Below are 26,879 nucleotides of genomic sequence, written 5' to 3'. Positions count from 1 at the left end.
GATTCACGGAGAGCGCGCCTCAGGCCGTGCGCCGACCCGTGTGGGGTGTATGCACCAGCTTCTCCAGCGAGTAGCCGAGCGAGCGCGCGTAGGCCAGGAAAGTGTCGCGCGTGGCCGCGTCCAGTTCCGGCTCCCGGTGCAGCAGCCACAGGTACGCATAGTCCGGCGAGCCGACCAGCGCGGTGCGATAGCCATCGTCCACGCGCAATATCCAGTAATCGCCCTTGGTGAACGGAATCCAGCGCAGTCCCTCCGGCAGGAAGGTCACCTCGAGGCGCCCCGGTTCGGCCGCATCGGCAAACGTCGCCACACCCGTCGATTCCTCCAGCTCGCCTTCACCGTTGAAGGCACGGTTGTCCACGCGGATCGTGCCGTCGGGCTGGCGGCTGTAGCTGGCGCTGATGTCGGTGTAGTCGGGTGGCTCGTGGCGCATCGGCAATCGCGCGATCTCGTACCAGGTGCCGAGGTAGCGATCCAGATCCAGCGATGAGACGGTGGGCGGTGGCGGGCGGTCCATGCATTGGCCTCGAAAAATGGGAGAGCGCAGCTTCGCCGAGCGGCGATGAAGGCGGCGACAAAGCGGCCGTGACACCGCGTTCGCGCGTGGCGTGCACAATCGCCGCATGGCCTGGGACGATATCGATCTGGATGCCTTGAGACGGCAGCGGAACATCGCGTACTACTTCCGCTATCCGCTGACCGCCCACGACTTCCATGTGCTGCGGTTGGACGACCAACCGCGTGGGCACTACGCCTCCAAGGCCTTGCATTCGGGCCTTGCGCCCGATGGGCGCGTGGACCGGACGACACCCTACAGCGGCGACATCGCCGCCCTCTTCCTGCCGCTGGATGCGCGCGCGCCGGGCGACGCCGAACTCCTGCTGGCCCACATCGATCCGCAGCGGATCGTCCGTCCGAACGGCTCGCGCAACCGGCCCGCTATCCGTGATGCGGCGGAGGCCTGCATTCGCGACACGCTGCGACGGCGCGACACCGGCGGCTGACCCCGTCCGGGCGTCAAAAATCCCGTGGCGTGGCCATCGACGCCGTGGCCCTGACGCCCGGCCGTCGGCAGTGTCGAAATGGTTTACAGACCCTTTCGCTGGTGTCCCACCATTTTTAGGCAAGTCATTGAAACATATACGCCCTGAAGGTAGGCACGACCTTTGCTTGCTTCAGGCAGACCTCGCCGGAGCAACCGGAGGGGCAGACCAACATGCCGAGACCAACATGAACTTCTTCAAGAAAAAAGCCGGGACCGCTCTCGTGTTGCTGGCCGGCCTGCTGGCCGGCGGCAGCGTCACCGCCGCGCCCATCACCATGGACTTCGAAGGACTCACTGCCCTGACGAAGGTGAACAGCTACTACGACGGTGGCTGCACGAGCGGCGGCATCCTGTTCCGGAAATGTGGCGGTCCGGATTACGGCGTGATGTGGGACAACGCGACCGTGGGAGATGACTTTGCGGGACTGTTGGTGAAAAACAAGGCTACGATGACTATTGCGGACGGTTTCACCGGCGGACTGTCATTCAACTTTTACAATCTGAATTTGCTCCACAATGCCAGCGTCACTGTTTTCAGCGGTGAAAACGGCCAAGGCAACAAGCTGGCCCAGGCTGATCTGAATCCGGCTCTGCCTTGGGATTTCCTCGACCTTACCTTCAACGGCCTCGCCAAATCGGTGGTCTTCGGAGGGACGAAGGGCTTCGTGTTCGGCTTCGACAACGTGACCCTCGGCCTGAACGCGCCAACCCCCGTTCCGGAACCCGCCGCCATCGGCGTGTTCGGTTTGGGCTTGCTGATGATGGGTGCGTTCGTGGGCCTGCGTCGGCGCTACAACTGACGCTGACCGCCACTCGAGCTGCCCCCCGACAACCCCCGGCAACGGGGGTTGTCTGTTTTCGGGCCCGACAGTGACGCGAGCGCTCCGGCGTGATGGTGTTCACCAGAAATAGTTGTACAGGTAAACTGTATAATTTCCTGGCAGACAAACCGGAGCGAGTCATGTCGTCGGACGATAACAAAGCCGTGGTGCGGCGGTTCAACGAAGAGGTGATTGCCAACGGAAACCGCGCGTCGTTCGACGCGTTGGTCAGCCCGGACTTCGTCAATCGTTCAGCGCCGCCGGGCGCGTCGAACGGCCCGGAGAGCCTGTGGCATACGTTTGCGAACGTGCTGCGCCCGGCGCTGGGCGATCTGCAGGTGACCATCCACGATCAGATGGCCGAGGACGACAAGGTCACCACACGCAAGACGGTGACCGGCATCCACGTTGGCGCGCTGATGGGTGTCGAAGCGACGGGACGGACGATCGCCATCGACGTGATCGACATCGTGCGCCTCGCCGATGGCCGCTACGTGGAGCATTGGGGGATGAACACGCTGGCGGCCGCGCTTGCGCAACTGAAAGGCTGACCGTCAGTCGCCTGCCGCGGCACTGATGCGGTCGAGCAAGTCGACCGACGCACGAAGCCGTTTCTGTTCCGCCGCCGTGAGCGTGGCATCAAGCAGTTGGCCGATCCGCGCCGCGCGAACGTCACGATCGCGCAGGAGCTGCGCACGGCCGGCGTCGGACAACGACACCAGCCAGCTGCGACCATCGCCGGGGTCGGGGTTCCGATCGACCAGGCCGGTCGCCATCAATTGCGCCACCACGACGCGCATCGACTGATGCGTCACGCTGCGCCGCTGCGCCAGGGCCGCCACGCTCATCGCACCCTCGCGTTCGAGCAGGCCGAGCGTTTCCGACGGCGCCGACCTCCCGGTCGCCGTTTTCTGGCGGATCGCACGCACGAACGTGCCGATGGACCGGCGCAGTTCCTCGGCCAGGGCCATGGCGTCGGAGGATGGCCGGCTTTCCGTTTTTTGCGAAGTCATGGTCTCTCTGCTGTTTCTGCCCGGCATCGCCATCGCCCGTCACTGGGGAACGACGGTGCCGTCTGGATCGAAGTGCGGCATTCAACCGGCTGTCGGGCCCACTGGCCGCCGCGCGGGAACATTGCCAGTGTATGGCCACCCGGTCGGGCCAGTGCATCAGGCGCGCACCACCCAGATGCCAACCAGCGCGGCCAGCGACACCAGTACCAGAAATCCGTTGACGCTGATCAGCAACCAGGGCGGCAATCGCCGGATATCGGGATGCGGCGGTGGCGCGCCGGGATCGAGCTCGCGCCACACTGCCGCGATAAAACACAGCGCGCTGAAAAGCGTCAGCATCGACGCCGTGGCGCTGGCCAGCCAGGGCTCCACCACGTCTTCCAGCAAGGCCTTGGCACCGACGCCCGAGGCCAATGCGGCCAGTCCGGTCGGGACCCATGCCGCGTACGTCCGTTCGGCAGCAAATATCGTGCGGTCCGCTGCCAGTTCGGTGCGACGGTCCGCCCTGTCGGTACGCCGCCTTGCGCTTTGTTCCAGCTTGCTCGCGCTTCTGGCGAGCATCGCAGGTGCTTCCGCTGCTCTTTTGTTTTCTGTCATGGCGTCGCTCGTGATGATGAAGTCGCGCGTCGCGGGAAAGCCCGCAGCATGCCAGCAAGGGGTGCATCGGCGACGTCGAAAGCCATCCCGGGAACCGCTGGCCCGGGTGCGTATACATGCGCCGCTGGCCGACCGGCATAGGCTGGATGGCCGTCCCCAAAACCTTACATTTTCGGGGCGGAAGCATGCGCAGCGGCTAATGCATGTCATTGATTGGAAAACAAAATGATCCGTGGCATGGTAATTGCTTTCGGCCCGACCGCAGGGGGAGAACGCAAAAATGGATCGATCGACATGAACATGTTGAGAAAGGCAATTGGCGTCAGCGCGGCGTTGCTCGCCGGGCTGCTGCTTTCCGGCATCGCAAGTGCCGCACCCGTCCCGGCCGGTTGGACCTGCGCTGGCTCGTGCGGCACAGCGGGCGCCGATGGCGTGGTGACGTTGCCACCCAATGGCAACGCGTCGTACCAGTGGATATCGACGTCAGGAGGACAAGATGGCGTAGGCGGATTACCCACCGGCCTGCTCGGGAGCGAGACAAACGGGTCTACCTTGGCCACCTCGATTTTCGCGGCCAATGCAGGTACCAACCTGGATTTCTTTTTCAATTTCGTGACCGCGGACGGCAGCAATACCTGGGCCGACTACGCCTGGGCAGCGTTGTTCAATTCATCTGGCACCCTGGAAAGCCTGCTGTTCACGGCGCGAACGCAGGGCAGCGGCAATATCGTGCCTGGAGTTGGCATGCCGCCAGTGAACGCGGTGCTGACGCCAGCCTCCGTCACCATCACCGGAGGCGCACCCATCTGGTCTGCGCTGGGAGGGAGCTCCGGCTCGTGTTACGCCGCGGGTTGCGGTTACACCGGTTGGGTCAACGCGAACTACACGATCGCCACGGCGGGCAACTACTACCTGCAGATCGGCGTTACCAACTGGCAGGACCATGGCTGGGACACCGGCCTTGCCATGTCCGGCGTGACCGTGGACGGGACACCTATCACCGATGTGCCCGAACCGGCTGAACTGGGCATGTTCGGGTTGGGCCTGCTGTTGATCGGCGCCCTTGCAGGACTGCGCCGGCGCGTGGCCTGACTCACCACTTGGCTGGCTGAAGGAAAACAACCCCGGGAACGGGGTTGTTTTTTCAAGGCTGCCGCGGAAATCGGCCCACGTTCAGCTCGAAGCGGGCGAACTCCCTGCTCCGAGCATGCCGCGACAGTCGACCTCGTTGGCGCCGCGGTAATGAGCAATCCCCCCTGGGGGTCGCTGGAGTGCATCCGGGGCCAAAGCAGGGCAGACTTGGCAGATGCACAAGACACTGATCCTTATCGCAAGCCTGGCGTGGGCCACGGTGCTGTTGCCGGGCTGCACAGCCCCTGTCGCCACCAAGGCCAGCAAGGCCGATACCGCTGCAACGCCCACGAAAACCTCGCGCATCCTGGTGTTCACACGCACCGCGGGTTACCGCCACGAATCCATCCCCACCGGCGTGCAGGCGTTGCGCAAACTGGCGCAGGCCGAAGGCGTCGCGGTAACCGACAGCGACGATCCCGCGCTGTTCGACGATGCCAACCTCAGCCGTTTCGACGCCGTGGTCTTTCTCAGCACCACTGGCGACGTGCTGGACGACACCCAGCAGGCGGCGTTCGAACGCTACGTTGCCAAGGGTGGCGGTTACATGGGCGTCCACGCCGCGGCCGATACGGAGTACGACTGGCCCTGGTATGGCCGCCTCGTCGGCGCCTGGTTCCGTAGCCATCCCAAGGGATTGCAAACCACCCTGGTGCGGTTCGAGGGCGACGCCACGCCGCTGCCACGCGAGTGGCAAACCACCGACGAGCTGTACAACTACCGGAGCAACCCGCGCGCCAACGTCAACGTGATCGCCATCGTGGACGAAAGCCGCTACCAGGGCGGCACGATGGGTGCCGACCACCCGATCGCCTGGTGCTCCAATCGCCTGGGCGGACGCGCCTGGTACACCGGCCTCGGGCACACCGACGCGCAGTACGCCGACCCCGTATTCCGCGCGCATCTGTTGCGCGGATTGCGTTACGTGACCGGCCGGGCGGACAAATGCTGAGTCCCGCTCCCCTGAGTCGATCACGCCAGGCCGCATTGTGACCGCCTGCGATAGCGGCGGGTCCTCACACGACAAGACGGGCGCCGGCAACGGCGCCCGTTTCGTTGTCGCGTACTGGCTCACGGCAGCTCCCCGGGGAAATCCGCCGTGGTGAACGCGAGGGCAAGGCATCGCACCATGCCGCTGCCGCGCATTAAGATGTTCGATCATTCGGACGCAAGGAAACAGGCACATGATGAAGCTGGCAAACGCGGTTCTCCTGGCAGCCCTGCTGACAGCGACCGCTCATGCACAGACCAATGCAGGCGATCAGCCCGCCGATCCCAACCTTCCCTTCACCATCACCAGGGTGGCGAGCCTCGACCTGCCCTGGCGCATCGCCTTCCTGCCCGACGGCCGCATGCTGGTGACCGAGAAAGTCGGCCGCGTCCAGCTGGTAACGCCGCAAGGCGTCAAAACCCGACTCGAGGGCGTGCCGGCCAGCTGGTTCCAGGGCCAGAACGGCATGCTTGGCGTCTACCTTTCGCCCCATTACGCCAAGGACCACAACGTCTATCTCACCTATGTGGCACCGGGCGAATACGGCGGCGGCCTGGCGCTGGGGCGCGGCCAACTGGTGCTGGATGGCAAGCAACCGCGGCTGGACAACTTCCAGGTGCTGTGGCGCCAAGTGCCCTCCGGCAAGGGTGGCCAGGCCGGCGCCGCGGTGGCGTTCTCACCGGACGGCAAATACCTCTTCCTGACCGTGGGCGACCGCCAGCGCTTCACCCCCGCGCAAGACCCCGACCAGCCGGTCGGCAAGATCCTGCGGCTCACGCTGGATGGCAAACCCGCGCCAGGCAACCCGTGGGCCGGCAAGGTCGCTGCCCGCACCATTCCGCTGATCGATCCGCCCGCCGATACCGAGGCGGCCAAAAAAGCGCCGGTCGTCAGCACCTATACCTTCACCGGCCCCAACCTCACGCCCGCCGAAACCTGGGCCACCGGTTTTCGCACGCCCTACGGCCTCGCCTTCGGTCCCGATGGCCGGCTGTGGGAACTCGAGCACGGCCCGCGCGGCGGCGACGAGCTGAACCTGGTCAAGCGCGGCAAGAACTACGGCTGGCCACTGGTCTCCTACGGCGTCAACTACGACGGCGTGCCCATCCCCAGCCCCGACACCCGTCCCGACCTCGTCAAGCCGGTGATCTACTGGGTGCCGATCATCGCGCCGGGCAACATCATGTTCTACAAGGGCAGCATGTTCCCGCAATGGAACGGCAGTGCGCTGATCAGCGGCATGGCCAGCGAAGCCATCATCCGCGTCACGTTCGATGGCAAGGGCGGCGCCACTGCCGTCGATCGCTGGGCCGTGGGCAAACGCGTGCGCGATATCGAGGAAGCGCCGGACGGCTCGCTGTGGATGGTGGAGGATGCCAAACCCGGCGGCTTGTATCGGCTTGCACCGCGGTGATACAGCCGAGCAGCCAGTGCCCGGTCAGTCGAGCAACTGGCGCAAGGCGCTCGCCAGCGCCTCGCGGGTGTAGGGTTTCCCCAGCAGGTGTACCCCCTGGTTGAGGAAGCCGTCCTTGATGATGCCTTCGCGCGGATAACCGGAGGTGTGCAGCACCGCGATGCGCGGATGACGTTTGCGTGCCTCATCGACGACCATCATGCCCTTGACGGGTCCGGGCATCATGACATCGGTAAACAGCAAATCGATCGATGGGACCGAAGCCAGCACCGCCAGCGCCTCCTCGCCATTGCCTGCCGTCAGCACGGTGTAGCCAAGCTCACCCAGAAGCTCCACCACGGTCGTTAGCACCTGCGAGTCGTCCTCGACCACCAGGATGGTTTCGCTGCCCCCTGCGCCGGGCACCACCGGTGCCGGGGGCACCACGTCGGCCGACGCTTTCGCACGGGGCAGGTAAAGCGTTACGGTGGTTCCTTTGCCGGGCGCGCTGGCAATGGCCACGTGGCCCCCGCTCTGCTTGGCGAAACCGTAGACCATGCTCAGGCCCAAACCGCTGCCCTGACCTTCGGCCTTGGTGGTAAAGAAGGGCTCGAATGCCTGGGCGAGGGTTTCGGATGACATGCCGCAGCCGTCGTCGCTGAGCGACAGCCGCAGGTAATCGCCGACCGGCAACTCGCCCGCTGCGGCCTCGGCGCGAATGGCCGCGTTGTCGGCTTCGATGAGGATCCGTCCCTCGCCCTGCATGGCGTCGCGGGCATTGATGGCCAAATTGAGCAGCGCATTTTCCATCTGCGCCGGATCCGCCCATGCGCGCGACAAATGCTCTCCCGTACGGACGGTCAATTCGATCGCACCGCCGAGTACGCGCTGCAGCATGTCGCCCATGCCCCCTACCAGTTCGGCCACATCCACGGCCTGGGGTTGCAGCGGCTGACGCCGGCCGAACGACAGCAGTTGCGAGGCCAGTCGCGCACCGCGGTCAACGGCCATGCTTGCGTTAGCGAGTCGACGCCGTGCCGCGGGGTTGTCCTGCACGTTGTCCTCGAGAAGTTGCAGGTTGCCGCTGACCACCTGCAGGAGGTTGTTGAAGTCGTGCGCGATGCCGCCGGTGAGGCGCCCGACCGCCTCCAGCTTCTGCGCCTGGCGCAGTGCCGCCTCGGCGTCGGCCAGTTCGCGGGTGCGTTGCTGCACCAGTTCTTCCAGGTGCTCCTGCTGCTGCAGCAACTGCTTGTGTGCCAATACGCGGTCGGTCACGTCGTTGCCCTGCACGAACACGCCGGAAACGCTGCCGTCGGCCTCATGGATAGGCTGGTAGATGAAATCGAGGAAGAATTCCCTCATTACACCGTCACGCTCGAGCATCACGCGGAATGCCTGTCCCACATAGGCATGGCCGGAAGTCGAAACGCTGTCGAGCAGCGCCGTGAACCCCTGCTCTACCACCTCCGGCAGCACGTGCGCCAACGGTTTGCCGATCACATCCTGGCGACCAACCATGGTGCGGTAAGCAGCATTGGCGATGTCGAACACATGATCCGGCCCGCGCAGGATGCAGACGAACCCCGGCGCCTGCTCGAACAGCGACTGCAGGCGTTCGCGCTCACGCAGCAACAGCACGTTCTCCTGCTGCACGCGGCGCGCCCGCGCCAGCACGCGCGTACCCACGTGTTCGTCGCCGACGAGGCGCTCATCGCTCATCTGCGCCACGGCCGCTGCACGGCGCAGGGTATGCAGCTCGGTGACGTCTTCGGTATGTTGCAACACCCAGGCCACTTCGCCGCGCTCGTCGAGCAACGGGGTATGGGTTGCGCTCCAGTAGCGGTCTACCAGTTGCGTACCGTGCTCGAAGCGTTGCGGCACCTTGTATGGAATGAGCGCCAACGTGTCCGCGCGCCCGGTGGCCAATACGCATTCCAGCGAGCTCCGCAACATCTCGGCGCTGTGCCGGTTTGAATCGCCTGGTTCGTCCGGAAACACGTCGAAGAGACAACGCCCCATCAGGGCTTCCAGCGTGCTGGCGGTAACTTCCAGATAGGCACGGTTGGCGGCTACGTAACGCAGTTGACGATCAAGCACCATCAATGGCACCGGTGCATGTTCGAACACTTGCTGAAAATCGACCATCGCCCCGCCCTATCAATCGGGCGGAAGGACTCCGGCCGTCGGGCATTGTAGCAGCCGCTACGGACGTGCTGTCGCTGGGGGCCACGAGGGGATCGGGGTTCACCGCGGTAGCGACGTGAGGCCGTATCGGGCCACTCTATCACCTGCCGATGCAAGGCTATCCACACACCGCGGCTCGATGCGCCATGGATTTCCCTGCGCGTGGCAGCCGTCTTGGGCCGTCAGGCAAACGGCCATGGTCCTCCGGCCGGTTTGGGCCACGCTAGTCGGCGCAAGGCTCCGGCACTACGCCGTGCACCACCGTCATCACGTCCTGCCAGGCCGGGTTCTTCAGGTAGCGCGCACGGACATAGGGACAGAACGGAATGATCCGGAACCCCTGCCCGCGCGCGTCGCTGACCAGCCGATCGACCAGGGCCGACGCCGCGCCGGTGCCCTTCAGGCTCTCCGGCGACAATGTGTGGTCCGCGCTGATCAGCCCCGGCCCGCGATGCGTGAAAACCAGCTTCGCTTCGGCCTCGATACCGGCCACCGTGGCGACATAGCGGCCATGCCGGCCGTGTTCTTTCCGGGTGATGTGAACGTCGGTCATGGTGCGGTTCCTCGGTTTGAACTCGTGGCGACGACGGCAGCATGCACCATGCACATGGCACGTTCACGAACCCCAGGGGGAAACTTCGTGGACTTGCTCAGGACCCCACTCTCCGAGAGTTGGAGCCTCCACTGAACCCGGGGCAGTTCACTTTACTCCTGCGGCAGAATGGCCTGCAGCTCCCCGGCTTTGCTCCCCTCTCCCGCTTGCGGGAGAGGGGCCGGGGGAGAGGGCACGACTCACCTCAACCCCACTCGCGCCCCCTCAGGAAGCGGCCTCCTGCCGCCCCCTGCACTCCGCCTTCAACTCACGGTTCTCCTCCTGCAGCGCCTGGTAGTCCATGTACCAGTCACCAACCTTCTTGATGGCCACGGCCACGCCGATCAGGGCGAAAAGGTTCTTCAGCATCTCGGTCTCCTTGGTGGGTGTGAGGGAGATGGTGAAGGGAGTGGGCGACAGTTGGTGTCGTTACTTGTGCAAATAGCTACCCAAGCTCACTCACATCGACTTCCTTATCACTTTCCCAACCCTTGAACTTAATTACTCGTTTAGTGACTTTCCTACCTTCGCCGGACAATCCAAGCGCAATATCTTTCTCCTGTGTCTTTACGCCGGCAGATCCTTTACCGGAGAAGTCATAATACTCCTCGATTTCAACCTCCCTGGATGAGGAAATTCGTTGTGCTATTGACATTTCCTGTGCCACGCGAGCGTGATGGGCTTGGAGATCCATGACTATCTGCTGCCTTGCAGCGGTTTCCCTCAATGATTCGATGGGCTTCCCTTCAGCATCTTCGAGTTCCCTTTGCGATGCTGCCAGGGCCGAAGTTATAGCTGCCACTACGGGGCCTACAATAAATCCGCCAGGGATGAACATTGCGGCTGCACTTGCCGCAGCAGCAGCGCCTGCAACACCTGTGACTTTTTTGGTATCCATGGCAATCCCCTTAATTGAAATGACTGCCTGACGACAAAAGGCTTGTCAGACGAAACTTTCCTTTGAGACGAACGTATCTCTGGCGATGTTTCCAATGTGCCATACTGTCTTTAGCAACATCAACTTGCTGCTTTTCATCATTTTTCGTGCCGTTCACTTTCGGCCCCATGTTGATCAGAAATTTTCTTGCTGTAAATGTCGAGAATATTTTCAACTCTACATATTATTTCACTCTCCCAGTTTCTAGGCTCGTGGACTCGCACTTTCTCCCCACATCCCCACATCCATCCCAACGTCTCCTGGTCATCCGCCACACTCGCCTTGAGCCGCACCCAATCCGACCCCTGCAACGCCTCCAGCACCTGATCCTCGCTCAGCGGCGTTTCGCGCAGCGTCCAGGCGAGGTCGGGGTCGATGTCGGCGACCAGTTGCACGGTGCCGGTGCCTTGCCGCGGGGTGAAGGCGGCGGTGGGGAGGTAGGCGTCGAGGTCGAAGCCGTCGTCCCGGGCGGCGTCGGGCAGCGGCTCGGCACGCTGGATGCGGTGCAGGGCGAAGTGGCGCACGTCGCTGTAGTCGCCGACGGTGGCGATGAGGTAGCTGACCGGGCCACGCGACACCAGCGCCCTGGGATGCAGGGTCATGGGCTTGATCTCGCCCTTGGCGCGGCTGAGGTAGTCCACCTGTAGCTGGCGGCCGTCCAGCAACGCGGTGGCCACCTGCTCCCATACCTGCGGGTCGACGCTGGCGGGCAGCAGGGCCTTGCCGTTGGGCAGGGCGCGCACGCGCTGCGCCCAGCGTGACAGCTGATTGTGCTGCATGCCCTGCAGTTGCCGGCGGGCTTCCTCGAACTGCGGCGCGAGCTGGGCCAGCACGCCGGGCGGCAGCAGGTGGCGCAGGTGGCCTTCGGCCAGGTGCATGGCCAATGCGGCGGCGGGTGTGAGGCCGGGCAGGCTGAGCTGGGCGGTAGGAGCGAACGACCAGCGGTAGGGACGTTGGCGGGCAATAGCCGGGTCCGGGTCGTCGACGCTGCACAGCAGTTGGAACCGGCCGCTGAGCTTGTCCACCAGGTCGCGCTGCAGCGAACGCAGGTTGATGTCGAAGCCCTGGGTGGCGAGCGCGTCGCGCAGCGCCACGGTGGAGATGCTGCGCGGGTGGCGCGGGATCAGCCCCAGCAGCACAAGGTTGCGGATCAGCGGATCCTTGGGCTCGTGGCGGCTCATGGCCGCACCATGAACGGACGGAGCCGTGGTGTGCATGCGGTGGCGAGCGGTTTGGCGTGGAACACCCGCACAGGCTGCCGCCGAGGTGCGACAAATGGCGTCGCCTGCAGCGTACTGGGCCGGTTCATCGGCCGGCTCCACGGGTCAGCTCCGTTATCACCGGGTAGGCCACGGGGTCGTCGTCGAAGGCGTCCGTGGCCATCATCAGCTCGATGCACAGCGGCAGCAGCGCACCGAGGATGGCGCAGCCGTCGCGCAACTGGGCGCGGTTGACCGAGCTGTTCCAGGTGGCGCCGCCGTGCACCAACTGGTTGCGCAACACGTACAGGCGACGCAGCACGATGCCGAGCAGTTCGGCGGTGCGATGCGCCAGCAGCGCGTCCATGGCGTCCTTGCGGCTGCGCTCGAAGGCACGCTTCCAGCGGTCGCTGGCGTCGTGCTCGCGCAGCGCCTGCCAGAACGGCGCGAACACGTAGCGATTGTCGATCAGCAGACGAATCGGGCCGCTGAACTGGCGAAACAACAGGGCGTGCAGGCGTTGCCCGTGATCGGCGGCCACGATGCGCTCAAGGAAGGCGCCCATGCGCGCGTGTTCGCGCTCGTCACTGAACTCGCTGGCGTAGGCGGCGTTGAGCGCGATCCACAGGTGAATGAAACGGGCGTCGTCGTCGCCCGTGTCCTGCTCGGCGCGCTGCAGCCAGCTCAGCGACCGGTGCAGGCGCGTAGCCAGTGCCTGGCTCTGTGTTTCGCGGATGGCGCGATGGCGTTCGCGCAATGCGTCCGAGGTGGCGGTATCCGTGTGCAACTGCGTCCTTTGTCCTTGCGTATGTTGCCGCCCGGCCAATCCACAACTGGCCCCCGTGCCGTCCAGATGTCTCCTGGCGGGGACATTGGCACCACACTTGTGTAGCGGCAGCGCGGGAGCGAGCTTGAGCAAGGTAATTCACCGCAACGCGGGCTGATTCCATGGCCATGGAATCGGTACTCTGGCGCCTGTGTGCAGCCGCGATGTAGCTGGCGGCAAGAACGGGGGCAGGTAGTCGCCCACGTACCGTGCGAACACCGACGACTCGATGAATTCGTACCTGGCAGACTCCTTATCCACACGATGAGAGCTATACGGCGATGCCGTATGGCCCGCAAACAGATCCGTGACAGTTACACCATCGGCAACCTCAACCCCTGCTCCTTCGCACACTCCACCGCAATCTCATACCCCGCATCCGCATGTCGCATCACGCCGGTGCCCGGGTCATTCCACAGCACCCGCGCGATCCGCTCGTCCGCTTCCTTCGTGCCATCGCACACGATCACCAGTCCGGCATGCTGCGAGTAACCCATCCCTACCCCGCCGCCGTGATGCAGCGACACCCAAGTGGCGCCGCTGGCCACGTTGAGCATGGCATTGAGCAGCGGCCAGTCGCTGACGGCATCGCTGCCGTCCTGCATGGATTCGGTTTCGCGGTTGGGTGAGGCGACGGAGCCGGAGTCGAGATGGTCGCGCCCAATGACCACCGGCGCCTTCAGCTCGCCGTTGCGCACCATCTCGTTGAACGCCAGTCCCAGCTTGTCGCGCAGGCCCAGTCCCACCCAGCAAATGCGCGCCGGCAGGCCCTGGAAGCTGATGCGCTCCCTGGCCATGTCGAGCCAGTTGTGCAGGTGCTTGTCGTCGGGGATGAGTTCCTTGACCTTGGCGTCGGTCTTGTAGATGTCTTCCGGATCGCCGGACAGCGCAACCCAGCGGAACGGGCCGACGCCGCGGCAGAACAGCGGGCGCACGTAGGCGGGCACGAAGCCGGGGAAGGCGAACGCGTTGTCGCAGCCGACGTCCTTGGCCATCTGGCGGATGTTGTTGCCGTAGTCGAAGGTGGGGATGCCTTGTGCGTGGAAGGCGAGCATCGCGTCGACGTGGGTTTTCATCGACAGCTTGGCGGCGCGCGCCGTACCGACGGGGTCGGCCTGGCGGCGCTCGAACCACTGCTCCACCGTCCAGCCCTGTGGCAGGTAGCCGTTGACCGGGTCGTGCGCGCTGGTCTGGTCGGTGACGGCGTCGGGCTTCACGCCGCGGCGCACGAGTTCGGGCAGCACGTCGGCGGCGTTGCCGAGCAGCGCGACGGATTTTGCTTCACCGGCCTTGGTGTATTTCGCGATGCGCGCCAGCGCGTCGTCCAGATCCGTGGCCTGCTCGTCGACGTAGCGGGTCTTCAGCCGGAAGTCGATGCGGCTCTGCTGGCATTCGACGGTGAGGCTGCACATGCCGGCGAGCGAGGCGGCCAGCGGCTGCGCCGCGCCCATGCCGCCGAGGCCGGCGGTGAGCAGCCACTTGCCTTTCAGAGCCTGCCCCGGACCTGATCCGGGGTTGCTGCCGTAGTGCTGGCGGCCCATCTCGACGAAGGTTTCGTAGGTGCCCTGGATGATGCCCTGCGAGCCGATGTAGATCCACGAGCCGGCGGTCATCTGGCCGTACATCATCAGGCCCTTTTTATCGAGCTCGTTGAAGTGTTCCCAGGTGGCCCAGTGCGGCACCAGGTTGGAATTGGCGATCAGCACGCGCGGCGCGTCGGCGTGCGTGCGGAACACGCCGACCGGCTTGCCGGACTGCACCAGCAGGGTTTCGTCGTCCTCCAGATCGCGCAAACTGCGCAGGATCGCGTCGAAGCATTCCCAGTTGCGCGCGGCGCGGCCGATGCCGCCGTACACCACCAGCTCGGCCGGGTTCTCCGCCACGTCCGGGTCGAGGTTGTTCTGGATCATGCGGAACGGCGCCTCGGTGAGCCAGCTCTTGCAGGTGAGCGTGCTGCCGCGCGGGGCGCGGATGGTGCGGGTGGTGTCGATGCGGGTGGGTGCGTTCATCGATGGCCTCCGTACGAAGACGATCGAGTATAGGCGCTGACCCAGGCTTGCATGCGGGCCGGTCCCGGCGACACGACCCACCTCAGCCACGGGTGTGCTGGCGTGAATCGGCGATCACCTCGCGCTGTGTACACTCGGCCACCGTCGTGCAGCCCTTGCGCCAACAGGCGTCCCACCGGAACCAGGCCATGGCCTCGCTGGAGAAACAGGATTTGCCCAACGTGGCGCAATTGATGGATGAACTGCGCGCCGCGAACGAGGCGTTGGCGGTGTCGACCAAGGCACTGGCCGAGGCCGACGTGCGCCACAAGGCGATGATCGGCGAACTCAACCATCGCGTGCGCAACATGCTGGCGGCCGTCAGCGCGATGGCGAGCCAGACGCTGGCCAGGCACGTCGACGATGACACGCTGGACATGTTCCAGGAGCGCCTGCACGCCATGGCGCGCACTTACAAAATGTTGACGGAAGCGGGCTGGTCGGCGCTGTCTTTCCACGAACTGGTGCACGAAACGCTGGCCGCGGTTGCCGATCCGCGGCGATTCTCGCTGGACGGACCACCGTTGGCGCTCGCTCCTCGCGAGGCCCTGGCGCTGGGCATGGTCCTTCACGAACTGACTGCCAACGCGCTGAACCATGGCGCCCTGTCCAACATGGAAGGACGCGTGGACGTGCGCTGGGAAAACGCTGGCGGCCGAGCCGACGCCGTCGCCATCCGCTGGACCGAATCGGGCGGACCGCCGGTGGCCGAACCGTCGCACCGGGGCTTCGGCACGCTGATGGTGGAGCGCCAGCTGGCGTACGAGCTGCAGGGTCACAGCACGCTCACCTATGCCCGTGGAGGATTGCTGGCCACGCTGCACCTGCCCTTGCTGCAGGTGCCCGAGGAGCACGGGCATGAACGCGGTACATCCCGACGGCCAGGTCGTCATGGTGGTGGAGGATGAGCTGCTGGTCGCCACCACGCTCGAAGCCGCGCTGGAAGACGGCGGCTATCGCGTATTGGGACCGGTCGCGACCGTGCCGGCGGCCATCGGCCTGCTGCGGACATCGCCGCCGGACATGGCGCTGATCGATTACCGCCTGGCCGCCACCACCACCGAAACCTTGCTGGCCTCGCTGAAATCGCGACACATTCCGGTATGCGTATTGACCGGCTGCGGCGCCAGCCAGCTACCGCCCGCGTACACCGGATTGACGGTGCTGGAGAAGCCGGTCCGCACCCGCACGCTGATGGCGACCCTTAACCGGATCGCCTCCACCAACAGTCCGCACGCCGTCGAATGACAACGGTGGCATAGCGCCCTCGCGCTGCGTATGCTGGGCATCTGGGGACCCCGACGAAACCGGCACGGCAGGGCGCACTGATGGATATCGCAGGGTTGCGAGTGATGGTGTTCGAGGATGATTTTCTCCTCGCCGGCACGCTTGCGGACGTACTCGGCCGGCTTGGCTGCACGGTGGTCCGCTGCATCGCCGTGTTCGACCACGCCATGGAAGCGGTGGCGACGGAAGACTTCGATATCGCCGTGGTCGACCTGCAACTGCAAGGCATCACGGCCTATCCGTTGCTGGACCGGCTGGCCGAGCGCGGCATCCCGTGCATCATCGCCAGTTGCCGGTCGCCGGGGGAGATCCCGCCACGCTACCTGTCGGTGCCGACGATCTCCAAGCCGTACACCGCCAGCGAACTGCGCCGCGCGATCGACACCGCCTGCGGCCGCAGCGCGCACGCCGGGCGCTGACCCGCACGCGGCGACGGGCCGGCAAGACGCCATCCATTGATGTCCGAAAACGGCGAGTTTGCGCCACGGCGCGGTGCTAGCCTGCGCGCATGGACACCACACCCCTGCCCGACCCGCACATCTGCGAACAGGCGCGGCTCAGCCGCGACGCGCGTTTCGACGGATTGTTCTTCACCGCCGTCAGCAGCACCGGCATCTATTGCCGGCCTGTGTGCCCCGCGCCCGTGCCGAAGCGGGCGAACGTGCGCTACTACGCAAACGCGGCCGCCGCCGAGGCGGCCGGGTTCCGCCCCTGCCTGCGCTGCCGGCCGGAGCTGTCACCGGGCAACGACCAATGGCAGCGCGGCGACCACGTGGTGGCGCGCGCGCTGAAGCTGATCGAAAGCGGCGCGCTGGAGGAAAGCTCGCTGCCGCAACTGGCCACGCATGTCGGCGTCGGCGCGCGCCAGTTGCGACGGCTGTTCGTGGAGCGCGTCGGTGCGCCGCCGATCAGCGTGCACACCACGCGCCGATTGCTGTTCGCCAAGCAATTGCTGACGGAAACCGCGTTGCCGGTGACCGAGGTGGCGCTGGCGTCGGGATTCCGCAGCCTGCGCCGTTTCAACGCCGCGTTCGCCCAGGCGAACCGCATCGCACCACGCGAACTTCGCCGCCACCCGCGCGCGGCCGCTGGCGATGCGCTGGTGCTGCGGCTGGGCTACCGGCCGCCGTACGCGTTCGATGAGTTGCTGGCGTTCCTGCGCACGCGCGCCATGCCCGGGATGGAGCGCGTGGATGACGACAGCTACGCACGCGTGTTCGGTCCCGCCGATGCGCCGGGCTGGCTGCGGCTCAGTGCGTGGCCCGGCGAGCACGCGCTGCGGCTGCAATTGCATTGCCCGCAACCGAGCCGGTTGCTCGGCGTGGTGACGACATTGCGGCGGATGTTCGACCTGGACGCGAACCCGCAGGTCATCGCGGACACGTTCCGCGGTGACGCCGTCCTTGGCCCGCTGCTGGCGCGCCGACCGGGCCTGCGCCTGCCCGGCGGCTGGGACGGCTTCGAGATAGCGGTGCGCGCGATCCTGGGCCAGCAGATCAGCGTGGCGGCGGCGCGCACGCTGGCCACGCGCATCGTGCAGCGCTGGGGCCAGCCCCTGGCGGAAGCGCCGATGCCGGGCCTGGAGTGCCTGTTTCCCACACCGGGCGTGCTGGCGCAGGCCGAGCTGCGCGAGGTCGGCCTCACCACCGCGCGCGCCGCGACCGTGCGCGGCATGGCGCAGGCCGTGCTGGACGGACGCGTGGACTTCCGGGCGGATCAGTCGCTGGATGACTTCGTGGCGCGCTGGGTCGCCCTGCCCGGCATCGGCGAATGGACCGCCCACTACATGGCGATGCGCGCGCTGAGCGAGCCGGACGCGTTCCCCGCCGCCGACCTGATCCTGCGCCGCGCCGCCACCACCGACTCGACGCCGCTGACCACCAAAGCGCTCGGCCAACGCGCCGACGCCTGGCGACCCTGGCGCGCATACGCCGTGATCCACCTGTGGCGCGGCACCGCGGATGCGCTACCCGCGCCGCGCACGTCACCCACACCACGAAAGACCCGCCCATGAACAAGCCCCCCGACACCATCCACTATTTCTACATGCCCAGCCCGGTCGGCACGCTGCGCCTGATTGCGGACAGCGACGGTCTGCGCGAGATCTGGTTCGAACACGAGAACCGGCCGGAACCGATACAGCCGGACTGGGTACTCGCCGATGCCGCGCGGCTGCCCGCGCCGATCGCGGCGGCACGCACGCAGCTGCAGGAATACTTCGCCGGCGAGCGGCAGCAGTTTTCGCTACCCCTGCACCCCCTTGGCACACCGTTCCAGTTGGCGGTATGGCAGCAACTGCGGCTCATCCCCTACGGCACCACGATCAGCTACGGCGAGCTGGCGCGCCGGGTCGGCAACCCCGCCGCCTCGCGCGCCGTAGGTGCCGCGAACGGCCGCAACCCGCTATCGATCGTGGTGCCCTGCCATCGCGTGATCGGCGGCAACGGCAGCCTCACCGGCTTCAGCGGCGGGCTGCCGATCAAGCAGTTCCTGCTGGCGCTGGAGGATCGGACGGCCCGCGGTGATCTTTTCGCGAAGGGCGCTGCCAGCCGCTGACTCCGGCGCACCGCCTGCCGCGTCAAAGCGGGAGACGTCACTTGTCGTGCGACGGCGTCGGCTTGCCGCGTGGCGGCGGGGGCGGCGGCAACGGCAAGCCCCAGTAGCGATCGATCAGGCTTTGCTGCTGGGCACGATCGCGATCGCGCCGCGCGTCATCGGCGCGGTCGAACTGCTGACCGGCGTACGGGTTGTTCGCATACGGCTGCCTGGCCACGTCCGACACGCTCTGCTGCAGTTGCCCGCGGATCTGGCTTTGCTGGAATTCCTTGCGCAGTTGCTGTTGCTGCACCTGTTGCTGGAATTGCAGATTCGGTCGCGGCGGGATCGGCGCCACCCGCAGCGGCGGCGCGGTGGCCGGCACCGGCGGCGTGGTCGGCTTGCGCTGGCCGGACTGTTGCGGCGCGGCCAGCGCGACGCCCAGCGGCAACGCCAGGCCGAGGCCGATCAGCCAGCCGATGCGTGCGTCAAAGCGGGAGCGTAGCCATGTCATGGTCATGCATCTGCGCGATCATGGGCGATCGTTCCGTTCCATTCTAGGCATCGCACATGAATATCCTGTTGCGCCTGCTGGGCGCGTTGCTGCTTGCGCTCGGCGCCGGCTGCGCCACGCAGCCGTCAACGGCGGGCAAGCCCGACAGCGCGCCTGCGCTGCTGCTGGTCTCGATCGACGGCTACCGCCCCGACTACCTCGCGCGCGGCTTGAGCCCGACGTTGGCGATGCTGGCGCGCGATGGCGTGCGGGCGCGGTCGATGCAACCCTCGTTTCCGTCGCTGACGTTTCCCAACCACTACACCCTGGTCACCGGCCTGCGCCCGGACCATCACGGCGTGGTCAACAACACCATGTTCGATCCGCAGCTGGGCAAGTTCTCGCTTAAGAATCGCAAGGCGGTGAGCGACGGTCGCTGGTGGGATCAGGCCACGCCGATCTGGGAGACGGCCGACCGCCACGGCCTGCGCACCGCCACCATGTTCTGGCCGGGCTCGGAGGCCGACATCCACGGCAGGCATCCGGATTACTGGAAGCCATACGACGGTGCCATCACGCCCGACCAGCGTGTGGATCAGGTGCTGGCCTGGCTGGACCTGCCCGCCAACCGGCGGCCGCGTTTTCTCACCCTTTATTTCGACGACGTCGACCACGCCGGCCATCATTACGGTCCGGATTCGCCGCAGGTGGATGACGCGCTGCGCCGTACCGATGCCGCGCTGGCGCGGCTGGTGGCGGGCTTGCGCGAGCGCGGCCTGTTCGAGCGGATCAACCTGATCGTGCTGTCCGACCATGGCATGGCCAGCGTGCCGCTGGGCAACAGCGTGCCGATCGACAAGCTGATTCCGCTGGACCAGGTGCAGACGGTGAGCCTGGGCGTGCTGGCCGGCTTCAACCCGCTGTCCGATTCGCCCGCCGCGCAGGCCGCGTTCGCCCGCATCGAGCAGAAGCTGGAGCAACCGCAGCCGCACATGGATTGCTGGGACAAGACCCGCGTACCGGCGCGTTTCGCCTACGGCCACAACGCCCGCGTGCCGCAGCTGCTGTGTTCGGCGCACGTGGGCTGGCGCATTACCACCGCGGCGTACCTGGCCAGCCACCAGGGCCACGTCAGCGTGGGCGAGCACGGCTACGACAATGCCGCGCCCGCGATGCAGGCGCTGTTCGTGGCGCATGGGCCGGATTTCCGTGCGGGCCTTGCGGTGCCGCCGTTCGCGAATGTCGATGTCTACCCGTTGATGACGCATCTGCTGGGCATTCCCGCGCTGCCGAACGACGGCGATTACACCGCCGTGGAAGACATGCTGCGCCCGGCGTCACGCTGAAGCCGACCGATCCTGCGGCGGTCGATAAACCCTCCGCGCGCTACACTTGGCCGCTTGTCTCCACGTCATCGCCGCCGTGCGATCGTGCCCACCGACGCCATCGCGCGGGGCACGTTCGCGCCGCGGCCAGATTGGTCTTATGTCGAAAGCCCTGCCGCACCCTCCCCTGCCCACCACGCCAAAACAGCGCCGCTACTGGACGCCGCCGGATGGCTCCTCGCGCGCGCTGCTGATCGCGGAAACCGCGCGCTCGCATGCCGGCCTGGTGGTGGCGGTGACGCGCGACACCCAACGCGCCCGTGCGCTGGAGGACGAGCTGCGCGTGTTCGGCGGCACGCTGCCGGTGCTGCATTTCCCGGACTGGGAAACCCTGCCCTACGACGTGTTCAGCCCGCATCCGGAGATCGTGTCGCAACGCATCGCCACGCTGTACCGGCTGCCCTCCACCCAGCGCGGCGTACTGGTGGTGCCGGTGGCCACGCTGATGCAGCGCATCGCCCCGCGCAGCCACATCACCGGCGCCGGCCTGGTGCTGGACAAGGGGCAAAAGCTTGACCTGGCGCAGGAACAGCGGCGGCTGGAAGCGTCCGGCTACCGGCATGTGCCGCAGGTGGCCGAGCCCGGCGATTTCGCGGTGCGCGGCGCGCTGATCGACATCTACCCGATGGGCAGCGATGTGCCCTACCGCATCGAGCTGTTCGACGACGAGGTGGAGTCGATCCGCAGCTTCGACCCGGAAAGCCAGCGCTCGCAGCAGCAGGTGGAAAAGATCGAGCTGCTGCCCGCGCGCGAGTTTCCGCTCACCGACGCATCGGCCAAGGCGTTCCGCAGCAACCTGCGCGAGCGCTTTCCCATCGACGTGCGCCGCTGCCCGCTGTACCAGGACATCAAGGAAGGCGTCACGCCCGGCGGCATCGAGTACTACCTGCCGCTGTTCTTCGATGTGAAGAGTCCGCACATGGATGTGCGGGGTGTTGCGGCGGACCCGCATACAGGTACGGCCACGCTGTTCGACTACCTGGCCGATGACGCGCTGTTCGTGCTGGGCGAAGGCGTGGGCGCCGCCGCGGAGCAGTTCTGGGCGCAGACCGCCGAACGCTACGACCAGCGTGCCCATGACATCGAACGCCCGGTGCTGCCGCCGGCCGAGCTGTACCTGCCGCCGGAACAGTGGCGCGCCCAGCTCAACAAGCGGCTGCGGGTGGAAGTGGTGGAACCGGGCCACGAGCACGCCGTGTCCGTGGGCACGCAACCCGCGCCCGAGCTGCCGCTCAACCGAAAAGGCGAGGAGCCCGGCACCTCCTTGCGGCATTTCCTGGCCAGCTATCCCGGCCGTGTGCTGATCGCGGCGGATTCGGCGGGCCGACGCGAGGCCTTGATCGAGACGCTGGCGGCGGCGGGGTTGAAGCCGCAAAACGTGGAGAGCTGGTCCGATTTTCTCCTCCCCCTGCCTGCAGGGGGAGGCCGGGAGGAGGTCGCTCCGGCTGGCGAAGAAGCAACAGCAAAAGCATCCCTCCCCAACCCTCCCCTGCGAGCAGGGGAGGGAGCAAAGTTCGCCATCACCATCGCGGGGCTCGAGCAGGGTTTCGCGCTCACCAAACCGCCGATCACCGTGCTCACCGAGCGCGAGCTCTACGGCGAGCGCGTGCGCAGCGAGCGCGACCGCAAGCGCCGCCGCGGCACCGCGCGCGATCCCGACAGCATCATCCGCGATCTCACCGAGCTCACCATCGGTGCGCCGATCGTGCACGTCGACCACGGCGTGGGCCGCTACCAGGGCCTGCTGTCGATGGACGTGGGCGGCATGGATGGCGAGTTCCTCACCATCGAATACGCCAAGGGCGACAAGCTGTACGTGCCGGTGGCGCAGCTGGGCCTGGTCAGCCGTTACTCCGGTACGGCGCCGGAGCTGGCACCGCTGCATTCGCTGGGTGGCGACGCGTGGGAGCGCGCGCGCAAGAAGGCCGCGGAAAAAGTGCGCGACGTGGCCGCCGAGCTGCTGGCGATCTACGCCCAGCGCGAGGCGCGCGGCGGCGAGTCGCTGCCGATCGACCGGCAATTGATCGAGGAATTTGGTCGCGCGTTCCCGTTCGAGGAAACGCCCGACCAGGAAAGCGCGATCGAGGCCGTGCTGAACGACCTGGCCGCGCCGCGCGCGATGGACCGGGTGATCTGCGGCGACGTGGGTTTCGGCAAGACCGAGGTGGCGCTGCGCGCCGCGTTCGCCGCCGCCACCGCGGGCCGGCAAGTCGCCGTGCTGGTGCCCACCACGCTGCTGGCGCAGCAGCATTACCGCAATTTCGCCGACCGCTTCGCCGACTGGCCGGTGCGCGTGGACGTGCTGTCGCGCTTCAAGTCCGGCAAGGAGGTGAACGAGGCACTGAAGCGCCTGGCCGATGGCCAGATCGACGTGATCGTGGGCACGCACAAGCTGCTGATGCCCGACGTGAAGTTCAAGAACCTCGGCCTGGTGATCGTGGACGAGGAGCAGCGTTTCGGCGTGCGACAGAAGGAGCAGCTGAAAAAGCTGCGCGCCGAAGTCGACCTGCTGACGATGACCGCCACGCCGATCCCGCGCACGCTGAACATGGCCATGGCCGGCCTGCGCGACCTGTCGCTGATCGCCACCCCGCCCGCCCACCGCACCGCCGTGCGCACGTTCATCGCCGCGTGGGACCCGGCCACCATCCGCGAGGCGCTGCAGCGCGAGCTGTCGCGCGGCGGCCAGGTGTATTTCCTGCACAACGAGGTGCAGAGCATCGAACGCACCGTGCGCGAGCTGGAGGAGCTGGTGCCCGAGGCGCGCATCCGCATCGCCCACGGCCAGATGCCCGAGCGCGAGCTGGAGAGCGTGATGGCGGATTTCCACCGCCAGCGCTTCAACGTGCTGGCCTGCACCACCATCATCGAAACCGGCATCGACATTCCCACCGCCAACACCATCATCATCGACCGCGCCGACCGTTTCGGCCTGGCGCAGCTGCACCAGTTGCGCGGGCGCGTGGGCCGCTCGCACCACCGCGCCTACGCGTACCTGATCGTGCCCGACCACCGCTCGATCACCGCCGATGCGCAGAAGCGGCTCGAAGCGCTGGCCTCGCTCGAAGAACTGGGCGCCGGCTTCACCCTGGCCACGCACGACCTGGAAATCCGCGGTGCCGGCGAGCTGCTGGGCGAGGAGCAATCGGGCCAGATCCAGGAGGTGGGCTTCGGCCTCTACACCGAGCTGCTGGACCGCGCCGTGCGCGCACTGAAATCGGGCAAGGTGCCGGACTTCGACCTCACCAGCGAACACGAGACCGAGGTGGAACTGCACCTGCCGGCGCTGATCCCCGACGACTACCTGCCCGACGTGCACACCCGCCTGACGCTGTACAAGCGCATCGCCAGCGCCCGCGACCACGGCGACCTGCGCGACCTGCAGGTGGAGATGATCGATAGATTTGGTCTACTTCCGGATAGTGCCAAGCAGCTGTTCGCGGTGGCCACGCTGAAGCTGATGGCCACCCCGCTGGGCATCCGCAAGCTGGATCTGGGCGCCGCCGGCGGACGCATCGTGTTCCGCGAAAAACCCGAGATCGAGCCGATGACCATCATCAACCTGATCCAGCGCCAACCGCGCATCTACAAGCTGGATGGGCAGGACAAGCTGAAGGTCGTCATGGATCTGCCCGGTGCTACCGAACGGGTACGCGCGGCGCAGGAATTGCTGGTGACGTTGGGCGCGCGCCGGCCCGATTGAGCGCGGTTCTATGGGTCGTCATCCCAGCGAACGCTGGAATGACGGTAAAAACCCCTAAGCGCCAATGGCCTGAGGCGCCCCGGCATCGGCAATGAGATCAGCCAGTTCCTGCGGATCGTTAGCAATGGCAGTCGCCCCAGCCAGCGCCAACTCCTCGCGCCCGCCGAAACCCCACAGCACGCCGAGACCGCGAACCCCGTTGGCCGCCGCGCCCTCCATGTCGAAACGCCGGTCGCCGATCATCACGGCATGCGCCGGAGCGCAGCGGAAATCGGCCAGCGCGGCGCCGATCATCGACGCCTTCTCGCAATGCGGGTTGCCAGGCTCGGGCCCGTATACATGCTGGAACGCCGCGCCGAACGGCAGGTTCTCGACGATCGGCAACGCGTGCAGCCGCGGCTTGCTGGTGACCACGGCGAGCTGGTGGCCGGCCGCCAGCAGGCCGTCGATCAACGGCGCCATGCCCGGATACACCGTGTGCTCGCGCCAGCCGATCGCCTTGAAGCGATCGTGGTAGTGGCCGATGGCGGCGGTGACTTTCGCCGCATCGTTGTCCATCAACGCGGCAAAGCCCTGGTGCAGCGGCGGGCCGATCCAGTCGCGCAAGACCTCCGGCGTTGGCGCCGGCACATCCATCTGCACCAGCGCATGGCGGATGCAGCTGAAGATGCCCAGCTCCGAATCGATCAGGGTGCCGTCGAGGTCGAACAGGCAAAGCATTACTTCGACGCCCGCGCCTTCAGGGCGGTGACCGCCGGCAGCTCCTTGCCCTCCAGGAACTCAAGGAACGCGCCGCCGCCGGTGGAGATATAGGAGACGTCGTCGGCGATGCCGTACTTGTCCACCGCGGCCAGCGTGTCGCCGCCGCCGGCGATCGAGAACGCGGGCGAGGCGGCGATGGCGCGGGCCAGGGTTTCGGTACCCTTGCCGAACGCGTCGAACTCGAACACGCCCACCGGGCCGTTCCACACCACCGTGCCTGCCTTGGCGATCATGTCGGCGTAGATCTGCGCGGTGCGCGGGCCGATGTCCAGGATCATCTCGCCCTCGTGCACCTCATCCACCGCCTTTACCGTGGCCGGCGCCTGCGCCGAGAAGGTGGGCGCCACCACCACGTCCACCGGCACCGGCACGTCGGCGCCGCGGGCCTTGGCATCGGCCATCACTTTCTTGGCAGCGTCGATCAGGTCGGGCTCCACCAGCGAGTTGCCGATCGGCAGGCCCATCGCCGCGATGAAAGTGTTGGCAATGCCGCCGCCAACGATCAGCTGGTCGACCTTGCCGATGAGGTTTTCCAGCAAGGTCAGCTTGGTCGATACCTTGGAGCCGGCCACGATCGCCAGCAGCGGGCGCGCCGGGTTCTCCAGCGCCTTGCCCAGCGCGTCGAGCTCGGCCGACAACAGCGGGCCGGCCGCCGCCACGGGGGCGAACTTGATCACGCCATGGGTGGAGGCTTGCGCGCGGTGCGCGGTGCCGAACGCGTCCATCACGAAGATGTCGCACAGCGCCGCATACTTCTTCGCCAGCGCGTCGTCGTCCTTGCCCTCGCCCACGTTCATGCGGCAGTTCTCCAGCACCACCACCTCACCGCTGGCCACCTCGACGCCGTCGAGGTAATCGGTCACCAGCCGCACCGGCGACCCGAGCTGCTCGCCCAGCCATGTGGCCACCGGCGCCAGCGAGGATTCGGCATCGAACTGGCCTTCCTTCGGGCGCCCCAGGTGCGACAGCACCAGCACCCTGGCGCCGGCGTCGCGGGCGGCGCGAATCGTGGGCAGGGCGGCGTCGAGGCGCTGGGTGGAGGTGATGTGGCCGTTGTCGATCGGCACGTTCAGGTCTTCGCGGATCAACACGCGCTTGTCGCGCAGATCGAGATCGCTCATGCGGGTGACGGACACGGCAGGACTCCAGTGATATGTTTGGAAGGCCGCCGGGCCAGAGGCGACCCGGCGGGAACCGCCTATTGTCCGGCGCCACCGGCGTCGAAGCAAACCGCGGCATGGTCCCGATCACCCGCAGGAGACGAGCCTTGACCCCCACGCTGACCCTGTACGGCTATTGGCGGTCGAGCGCCGTCTATCGCGTACGCATCGCGCTCAACCTCAAGCGGCTGGATTACCACTACCGACCGCTGCACCTGCTGCGCGACGGCGGCGAGCAGCACGGCGCCGACTACCGCGCCCTGAACCCGCAGCAATTGATCCCCTGCCTGCTCGACGGCGACCGCGCGATCACCCAGTCGCTGGCGATCATGGAATACCTGGACGAGACCTTTCCCGAACCGGCCCTGCTGCCGGCCGACAGCCGCGGTCGCGCCCGCGTGCGCGAACTGGCGATGGCGGTGGCCTGCGACATCCACCCGCTGGGCAACCTGCGCGTGCTGCAGCGCCTGGAGGCGCAGTTCGGCGCCGACGACGTGCAACGCGCGGAATGGTCGCGGCACTGGATCGCCACCGGCTTCGATGCGCTGGAAGCGATGTTGGCCGACAACCCCGCTACCGGCCGCTACTGCCACGGCGACGACCCGGGCCTGGCCGACGCCTGCCTGGTGCCGCAGTTCTACAACGCCTTGCGCTGGAAGCTGCCGCTGCAGAACTACCCCACACTGCAACGCATCCACGCCGCCTGCAACGAGCTGGAGGCGTTCCAGCGCGCAGCGCCGGAACAACAGCCGGACGCCGTCTAGAACGCACACGATT

At 66.5% G+C, this 26,879-nt stretch carries 27 protein-coding genes; 14 read left to right on the top strand and 13 right to left on the bottom strand.

What is annotated here, in order from left to right:
• Positions 1 to 19: 19 nt before the first annotated feature.
• Positions 20 to 517 (bottom strand): lipocalin family protein, encoded by a 498-nt coding sequence (locus ABD017_RS04020; protein WP_343880374.1) that lies wholly within the window; start codon positions 515 to 517, stop codon positions 20 to 22.
• 106 nt (positions 518 to 623) lie between these two features.
• Here ABD017_RS04020 and ABD017_RS04015 point away from each other — a divergent pair, with 106 nt between their 5' ends.
• From ABD017_RS04015 to ABD017_RS04005, 3 genes are all read left to right on the top strand, one after another.
• Complete coding sequence (locus ABD017_RS04015; RefSeq protein WP_343880372.1) at positions 624 to 1,004, top strand: hypothetical protein; 381 nt, start codon at positions 624 to 626, stop codon at positions 1,002 to 1,004.
• A 226-nt stretch (positions 1,005 to 1,230) separates the two neighbouring features.
• On the top strand, positions 1,231 to 1,845 hold the full coding sequence (locus ABD017_RS04010) for a PEP-CTERM sorting domain-containing protein (protein WP_343880370.1): 615 nt from the start codon (positions 1,231 to 1,233) through the stop codon (positions 1,843 to 1,845).
• Positions 1,846 to 2,006: 161 nt separating this feature from the next.
• A complete protein-coding gene (locus ABD017_RS04005; RefSeq protein WP_343880368.1) occupies positions 2,007 to 2,417 on the top strand; it encodes an ester cyclase in 411 nt (136 codons plus the stop codon).
• 3 nt (positions 2,418 to 2,420) lie between these two features.
• On the opposite strand, the gene ABD017_RS04000 is transcribed toward ABD017_RS04005, so the two are convergent.
• Positions 2,421 to 2,879: a MarR family winged helix-turn-helix transcriptional regulator gene (locus ABD017_RS04000; protein WP_343880366.1), complete on the bottom strand. Its 459-nt coding sequence runs from the start codon at positions 2,877 to 2,879 to the stop codon at positions 2,421 to 2,423.
• Between the two features lie 156 nt (positions 2,880 to 3,035).
• Entirely contained in the window at positions 3,036 to 3,440 is a 405-nt protein-coding gene (locus tag ABD017_RS03995; protein ID WP_343880364.1) for a YidH family protein, read from the bottom strand.
• A gap of 261 nt (positions 3,441 to 3,701) precedes the next feature.
• Between ABD017_RS03995 and ABD017_RS03990 the strand changes: the two genes are divergently transcribed.
• From ABD017_RS03990 to ABD017_RS03980, 3 genes are all read left to right on the top strand, one after another.
• The gene (locus ABD017_RS03990; RefSeq protein ID WP_343880362.1) at positions 3,702 to 4,568 is read left to right on the top strand and encodes an NF038132 family protein; all 867 of its coding nucleotides are present in this window, start codon (positions 3,702 to 3,704) and stop codon (positions 4,566 to 4,568) included.
• A gap of 214 nt (positions 4,569 to 4,782) precedes the next feature.
• Positions 4,783 to 5,559 (top strand): ThuA domain-containing protein, encoded by a 777-nt coding sequence (locus ABD017_RS03985; RefSeq protein ID WP_343880360.1) that lies wholly within the window; start codon positions 4,783 to 4,785, stop codon positions 5,557 to 5,559.
• A gap of 232 nt (positions 5,560 to 5,791) precedes the next feature.
• Positions 5,792 to 7,012, top strand: a complete 1,221-nt coding sequence (locus tag ABD017_RS03980) for a PQQ-dependent sugar dehydrogenase (protein ID WP_343880358.1) — start codon at positions 5,792 to 5,794, stop codon at positions 7,010 to 7,012.
• A gap of 24 nt (positions 7,013 to 7,036) precedes the next feature.
• Here the strand turns inward: ABD017_RS03980 and ABD017_RS03975 are convergent, their stop codons facing one another.
• The 7 genes from ABD017_RS03975 to hutU all read right to left on the bottom strand — a co-directional run bounded on the left by ABD017_RS03975 (position 7,037) and on the right by hutU (position 14,738).
• Positions 7,037 to 9,136 (bottom strand): PAS domain-containing protein, encoded by a 2,100-nt coding sequence (locus ABD017_RS03975; protein ID WP_343880356.1) that lies wholly within the window; start codon positions 9,134 to 9,136, stop codon positions 7,037 to 7,039.
• A 262-nt stretch (positions 9,137 to 9,398) separates the two neighbouring features.
• Positions 9,399 to 9,728, bottom strand: coding sequence for a GNAT family N-acetyltransferase (locus ABD017_RS03970; RefSeq protein ID WP_343880353.1), 330 nt, complete (start codon positions 9,726 to 9,728; stop codon positions 9,399 to 9,401).
• A 264-nt stretch (positions 9,729 to 9,992) separates the two neighbouring features.
• The gene (locus ABD017_RS03965) at positions 9,993 to 10,136 is read right to left on the bottom strand and encodes a hypothetical protein (RefSeq protein WP_343880351.1); all 144 of its coding nucleotides are present in this window, start codon (positions 10,134 to 10,136) and stop codon (positions 9,993 to 9,995) included.
• 76 nt (positions 10,137 to 10,212) lie between these two features.
• A complete protein-coding gene (locus tag ABD017_RS03960) occupies positions 10,213 to 10,665 on the bottom strand; it encodes a hypothetical protein (RefSeq protein WP_343880349.1) in 453 nt (150 codons plus the stop codon).
• A gap of 137 nt (positions 10,666 to 10,802) precedes the next feature.
• Positions 10,803 to 11,885, bottom strand: coding sequence for a helix-turn-helix transcriptional regulator (locus ABD017_RS03955; RefSeq protein ID WP_343880347.1), 1,083 nt, complete (start codon positions 11,883 to 11,885; stop codon positions 10,803 to 10,805).
• Between the two features lie 124 nt (positions 11,886 to 12,009).
• On the bottom strand, positions 12,010 to 12,690 hold the full coding sequence (locus tag ABD017_RS03950) for a hypothetical protein (RefSeq protein ID WP_343880345.1): 681 nt from the start codon (positions 12,688 to 12,690) through the stop codon (positions 12,010 to 12,012).
• A 353-nt stretch (positions 12,691 to 13,043) separates the two neighbouring features.
• Positions 13,044 to 14,738, bottom strand: coding sequence for a urocanate hydratase (gene hutU / locus ABD017_RS03945; protein WP_343880343.1), 1,695 nt, complete (start codon positions 14,736 to 14,738; stop codon positions 13,044 to 13,046).
• A 188-nt stretch (positions 14,739 to 14,926) separates the two neighbouring features.
• On the opposite strand from hutU, the gene ABD017_RS03940 reads away from it, so the two are divergent.
• The 5 genes from ABD017_RS03940 (at position 14,927) to ABD017_RS03920 (ending at position 18,620) form a co-directional block, all read left to right on the top strand.
• Positions 14,927 to 15,685 (top strand): sensor histidine kinase, encoded by a 759-nt coding sequence (locus ABD017_RS03940; protein WP_343880341.1) that lies wholly within the window; start codon positions 14,927 to 14,929, stop codon positions 15,683 to 15,685.
• Positions 15,636 to 16,025, top strand: a complete 390-nt coding sequence (locus ABD017_RS03935) for a response regulator (RefSeq protein ID WP_343880339.1) — start codon at positions 15,636 to 15,638, stop codon at positions 16,023 to 16,025. The genes ABD017_RS03940 and ABD017_RS03935 overlap by 50 nt, the downstream gene beginning before the upstream one ends.
• Before the next feature lie 80 nt (positions 16,026 to 16,105).
• Positions 16,106 to 16,483, top strand: coding sequence for a response regulator (locus ABD017_RS03930; RefSeq protein WP_343880337.1), 378 nt, complete (start codon positions 16,106 to 16,108; stop codon positions 16,481 to 16,483).
• An 89-nt stretch (positions 16,484 to 16,572) separates the two neighbouring features.
• The gene (locus tag ABD017_RS03925; RefSeq protein WP_343880335.1) at positions 16,573 to 18,078 is read left to right on the top strand and encodes an AlkA N-terminal domain-containing protein; all 1,506 of its coding nucleotides are present in this window, start codon (positions 16,573 to 16,575) and stop codon (positions 18,076 to 18,078) included.
• Positions 18,075 to 18,620, top strand: coding sequence for a methylated-DNA--[protein]-cysteine S-methyltransferase (locus tag ABD017_RS03920; protein ID WP_343880333.1), 546 nt, complete (start codon positions 18,075 to 18,077; stop codon positions 18,618 to 18,620). Before ABD017_RS03925 ends, ABD017_RS03920 begins: the two co-directional genes overlap by 4 nt.
• A 37-nt stretch (positions 18,621 to 18,657) precedes the next feature.
• Here the strand turns inward: ABD017_RS03920 and ABD017_RS03915 are convergent, their stop codons facing one another.
• Positions 18,658 to 19,113, bottom strand: a complete 456-nt coding sequence (locus ABD017_RS03915) for a hypothetical protein (RefSeq protein ID WP_343880331.1) — start codon at positions 19,111 to 19,113, stop codon at positions 18,658 to 18,660.
• 56 nt (positions 19,114 to 19,169) lie between these two features.
• On the opposite strand from ABD017_RS03915, the gene ABD017_RS03910 reads away from it, so the two are divergent.
• Together ABD017_RS03910 and mfd are read left to right on the top strand one after the other, a co-directional pair.
• On the top strand, positions 19,170 to 20,438 hold the full coding sequence (locus tag ABD017_RS03910; RefSeq protein WP_343880329.1) for an alkaline phosphatase family protein: 1,269 nt from the start codon (positions 19,170 to 19,172) through the stop codon (positions 20,436 to 20,438).
• A 139-nt stretch (positions 20,439 to 20,577) separates the two neighbouring features.
• Positions 20,578 to 24,180 carry a transcription-repair coupling factor gene (mfd, locus tag ABD017_RS03905; protein WP_343880327.1) on the top strand — a complete coding sequence of 1,201 codons (3,603 nt, stop codon included), beginning with the start codon at positions 20,578 to 20,580 and terminating at the stop codon, positions 24,178 to 24,180.
• Positions 24,181 to 24,234: 54 nt separating this feature from the next.
• On the opposite strand, the gene ABD017_RS03900 is transcribed toward mfd, so the two are convergent.
• Both ABD017_RS03900 and ABD017_RS03895 read right to left on the bottom strand, forming a co-directional pair.
• Entirely contained in the window at positions 24,235 to 24,900 is a 666-nt protein-coding gene (locus ABD017_RS03900) for an HAD hydrolase-like protein (protein WP_343880325.1), read from the bottom strand.
• Positions 24,900 to 26,078 carry a phosphoglycerate kinase gene (locus tag ABD017_RS03895; protein WP_343880323.1) on the bottom strand — a complete coding sequence of 393 codons (1,179 nt, stop codon included), beginning with the start codon at positions 26,076 to 26,078 and terminating at the stop codon, positions 24,900 to 24,902. Before ABD017_RS03895 ends, ABD017_RS03900 begins: the two co-directional genes overlap by 1 nt.
• Before the next feature lie 101 nt (positions 26,079 to 26,179).
• Between ABD017_RS03895 and maiA the strand changes: the two genes are divergently transcribed.
• The gene (maiA, locus tag ABD017_RS03890; protein ID WP_425543652.1) at positions 26,180 to 26,866 is read left to right on the top strand and encodes a maleylacetoacetate isomerase; all 687 of its coding nucleotides are present in this window, start codon (positions 26,180 to 26,182) and stop codon (positions 26,864 to 26,866) included.
• Positions 26,867 to 26,879: the final 13 nt, after the last annotated feature.

The sequence above is a fragment of the Rhodanobacter caeni genome, assembly GCF_039523575.1.
Taxonomy (GTDB): domain Bacteria; phylum Pseudomonadota; class Gammaproteobacteria; order Xanthomonadales; family Rhodanobacteraceae; genus Rhodanobacter; species Rhodanobacter caeni.
The sequence above is the reverse complement of the archived record's forward strand: the minus strand, read 5'-3'. Positions and strand labels throughout refer to the sequence as shown.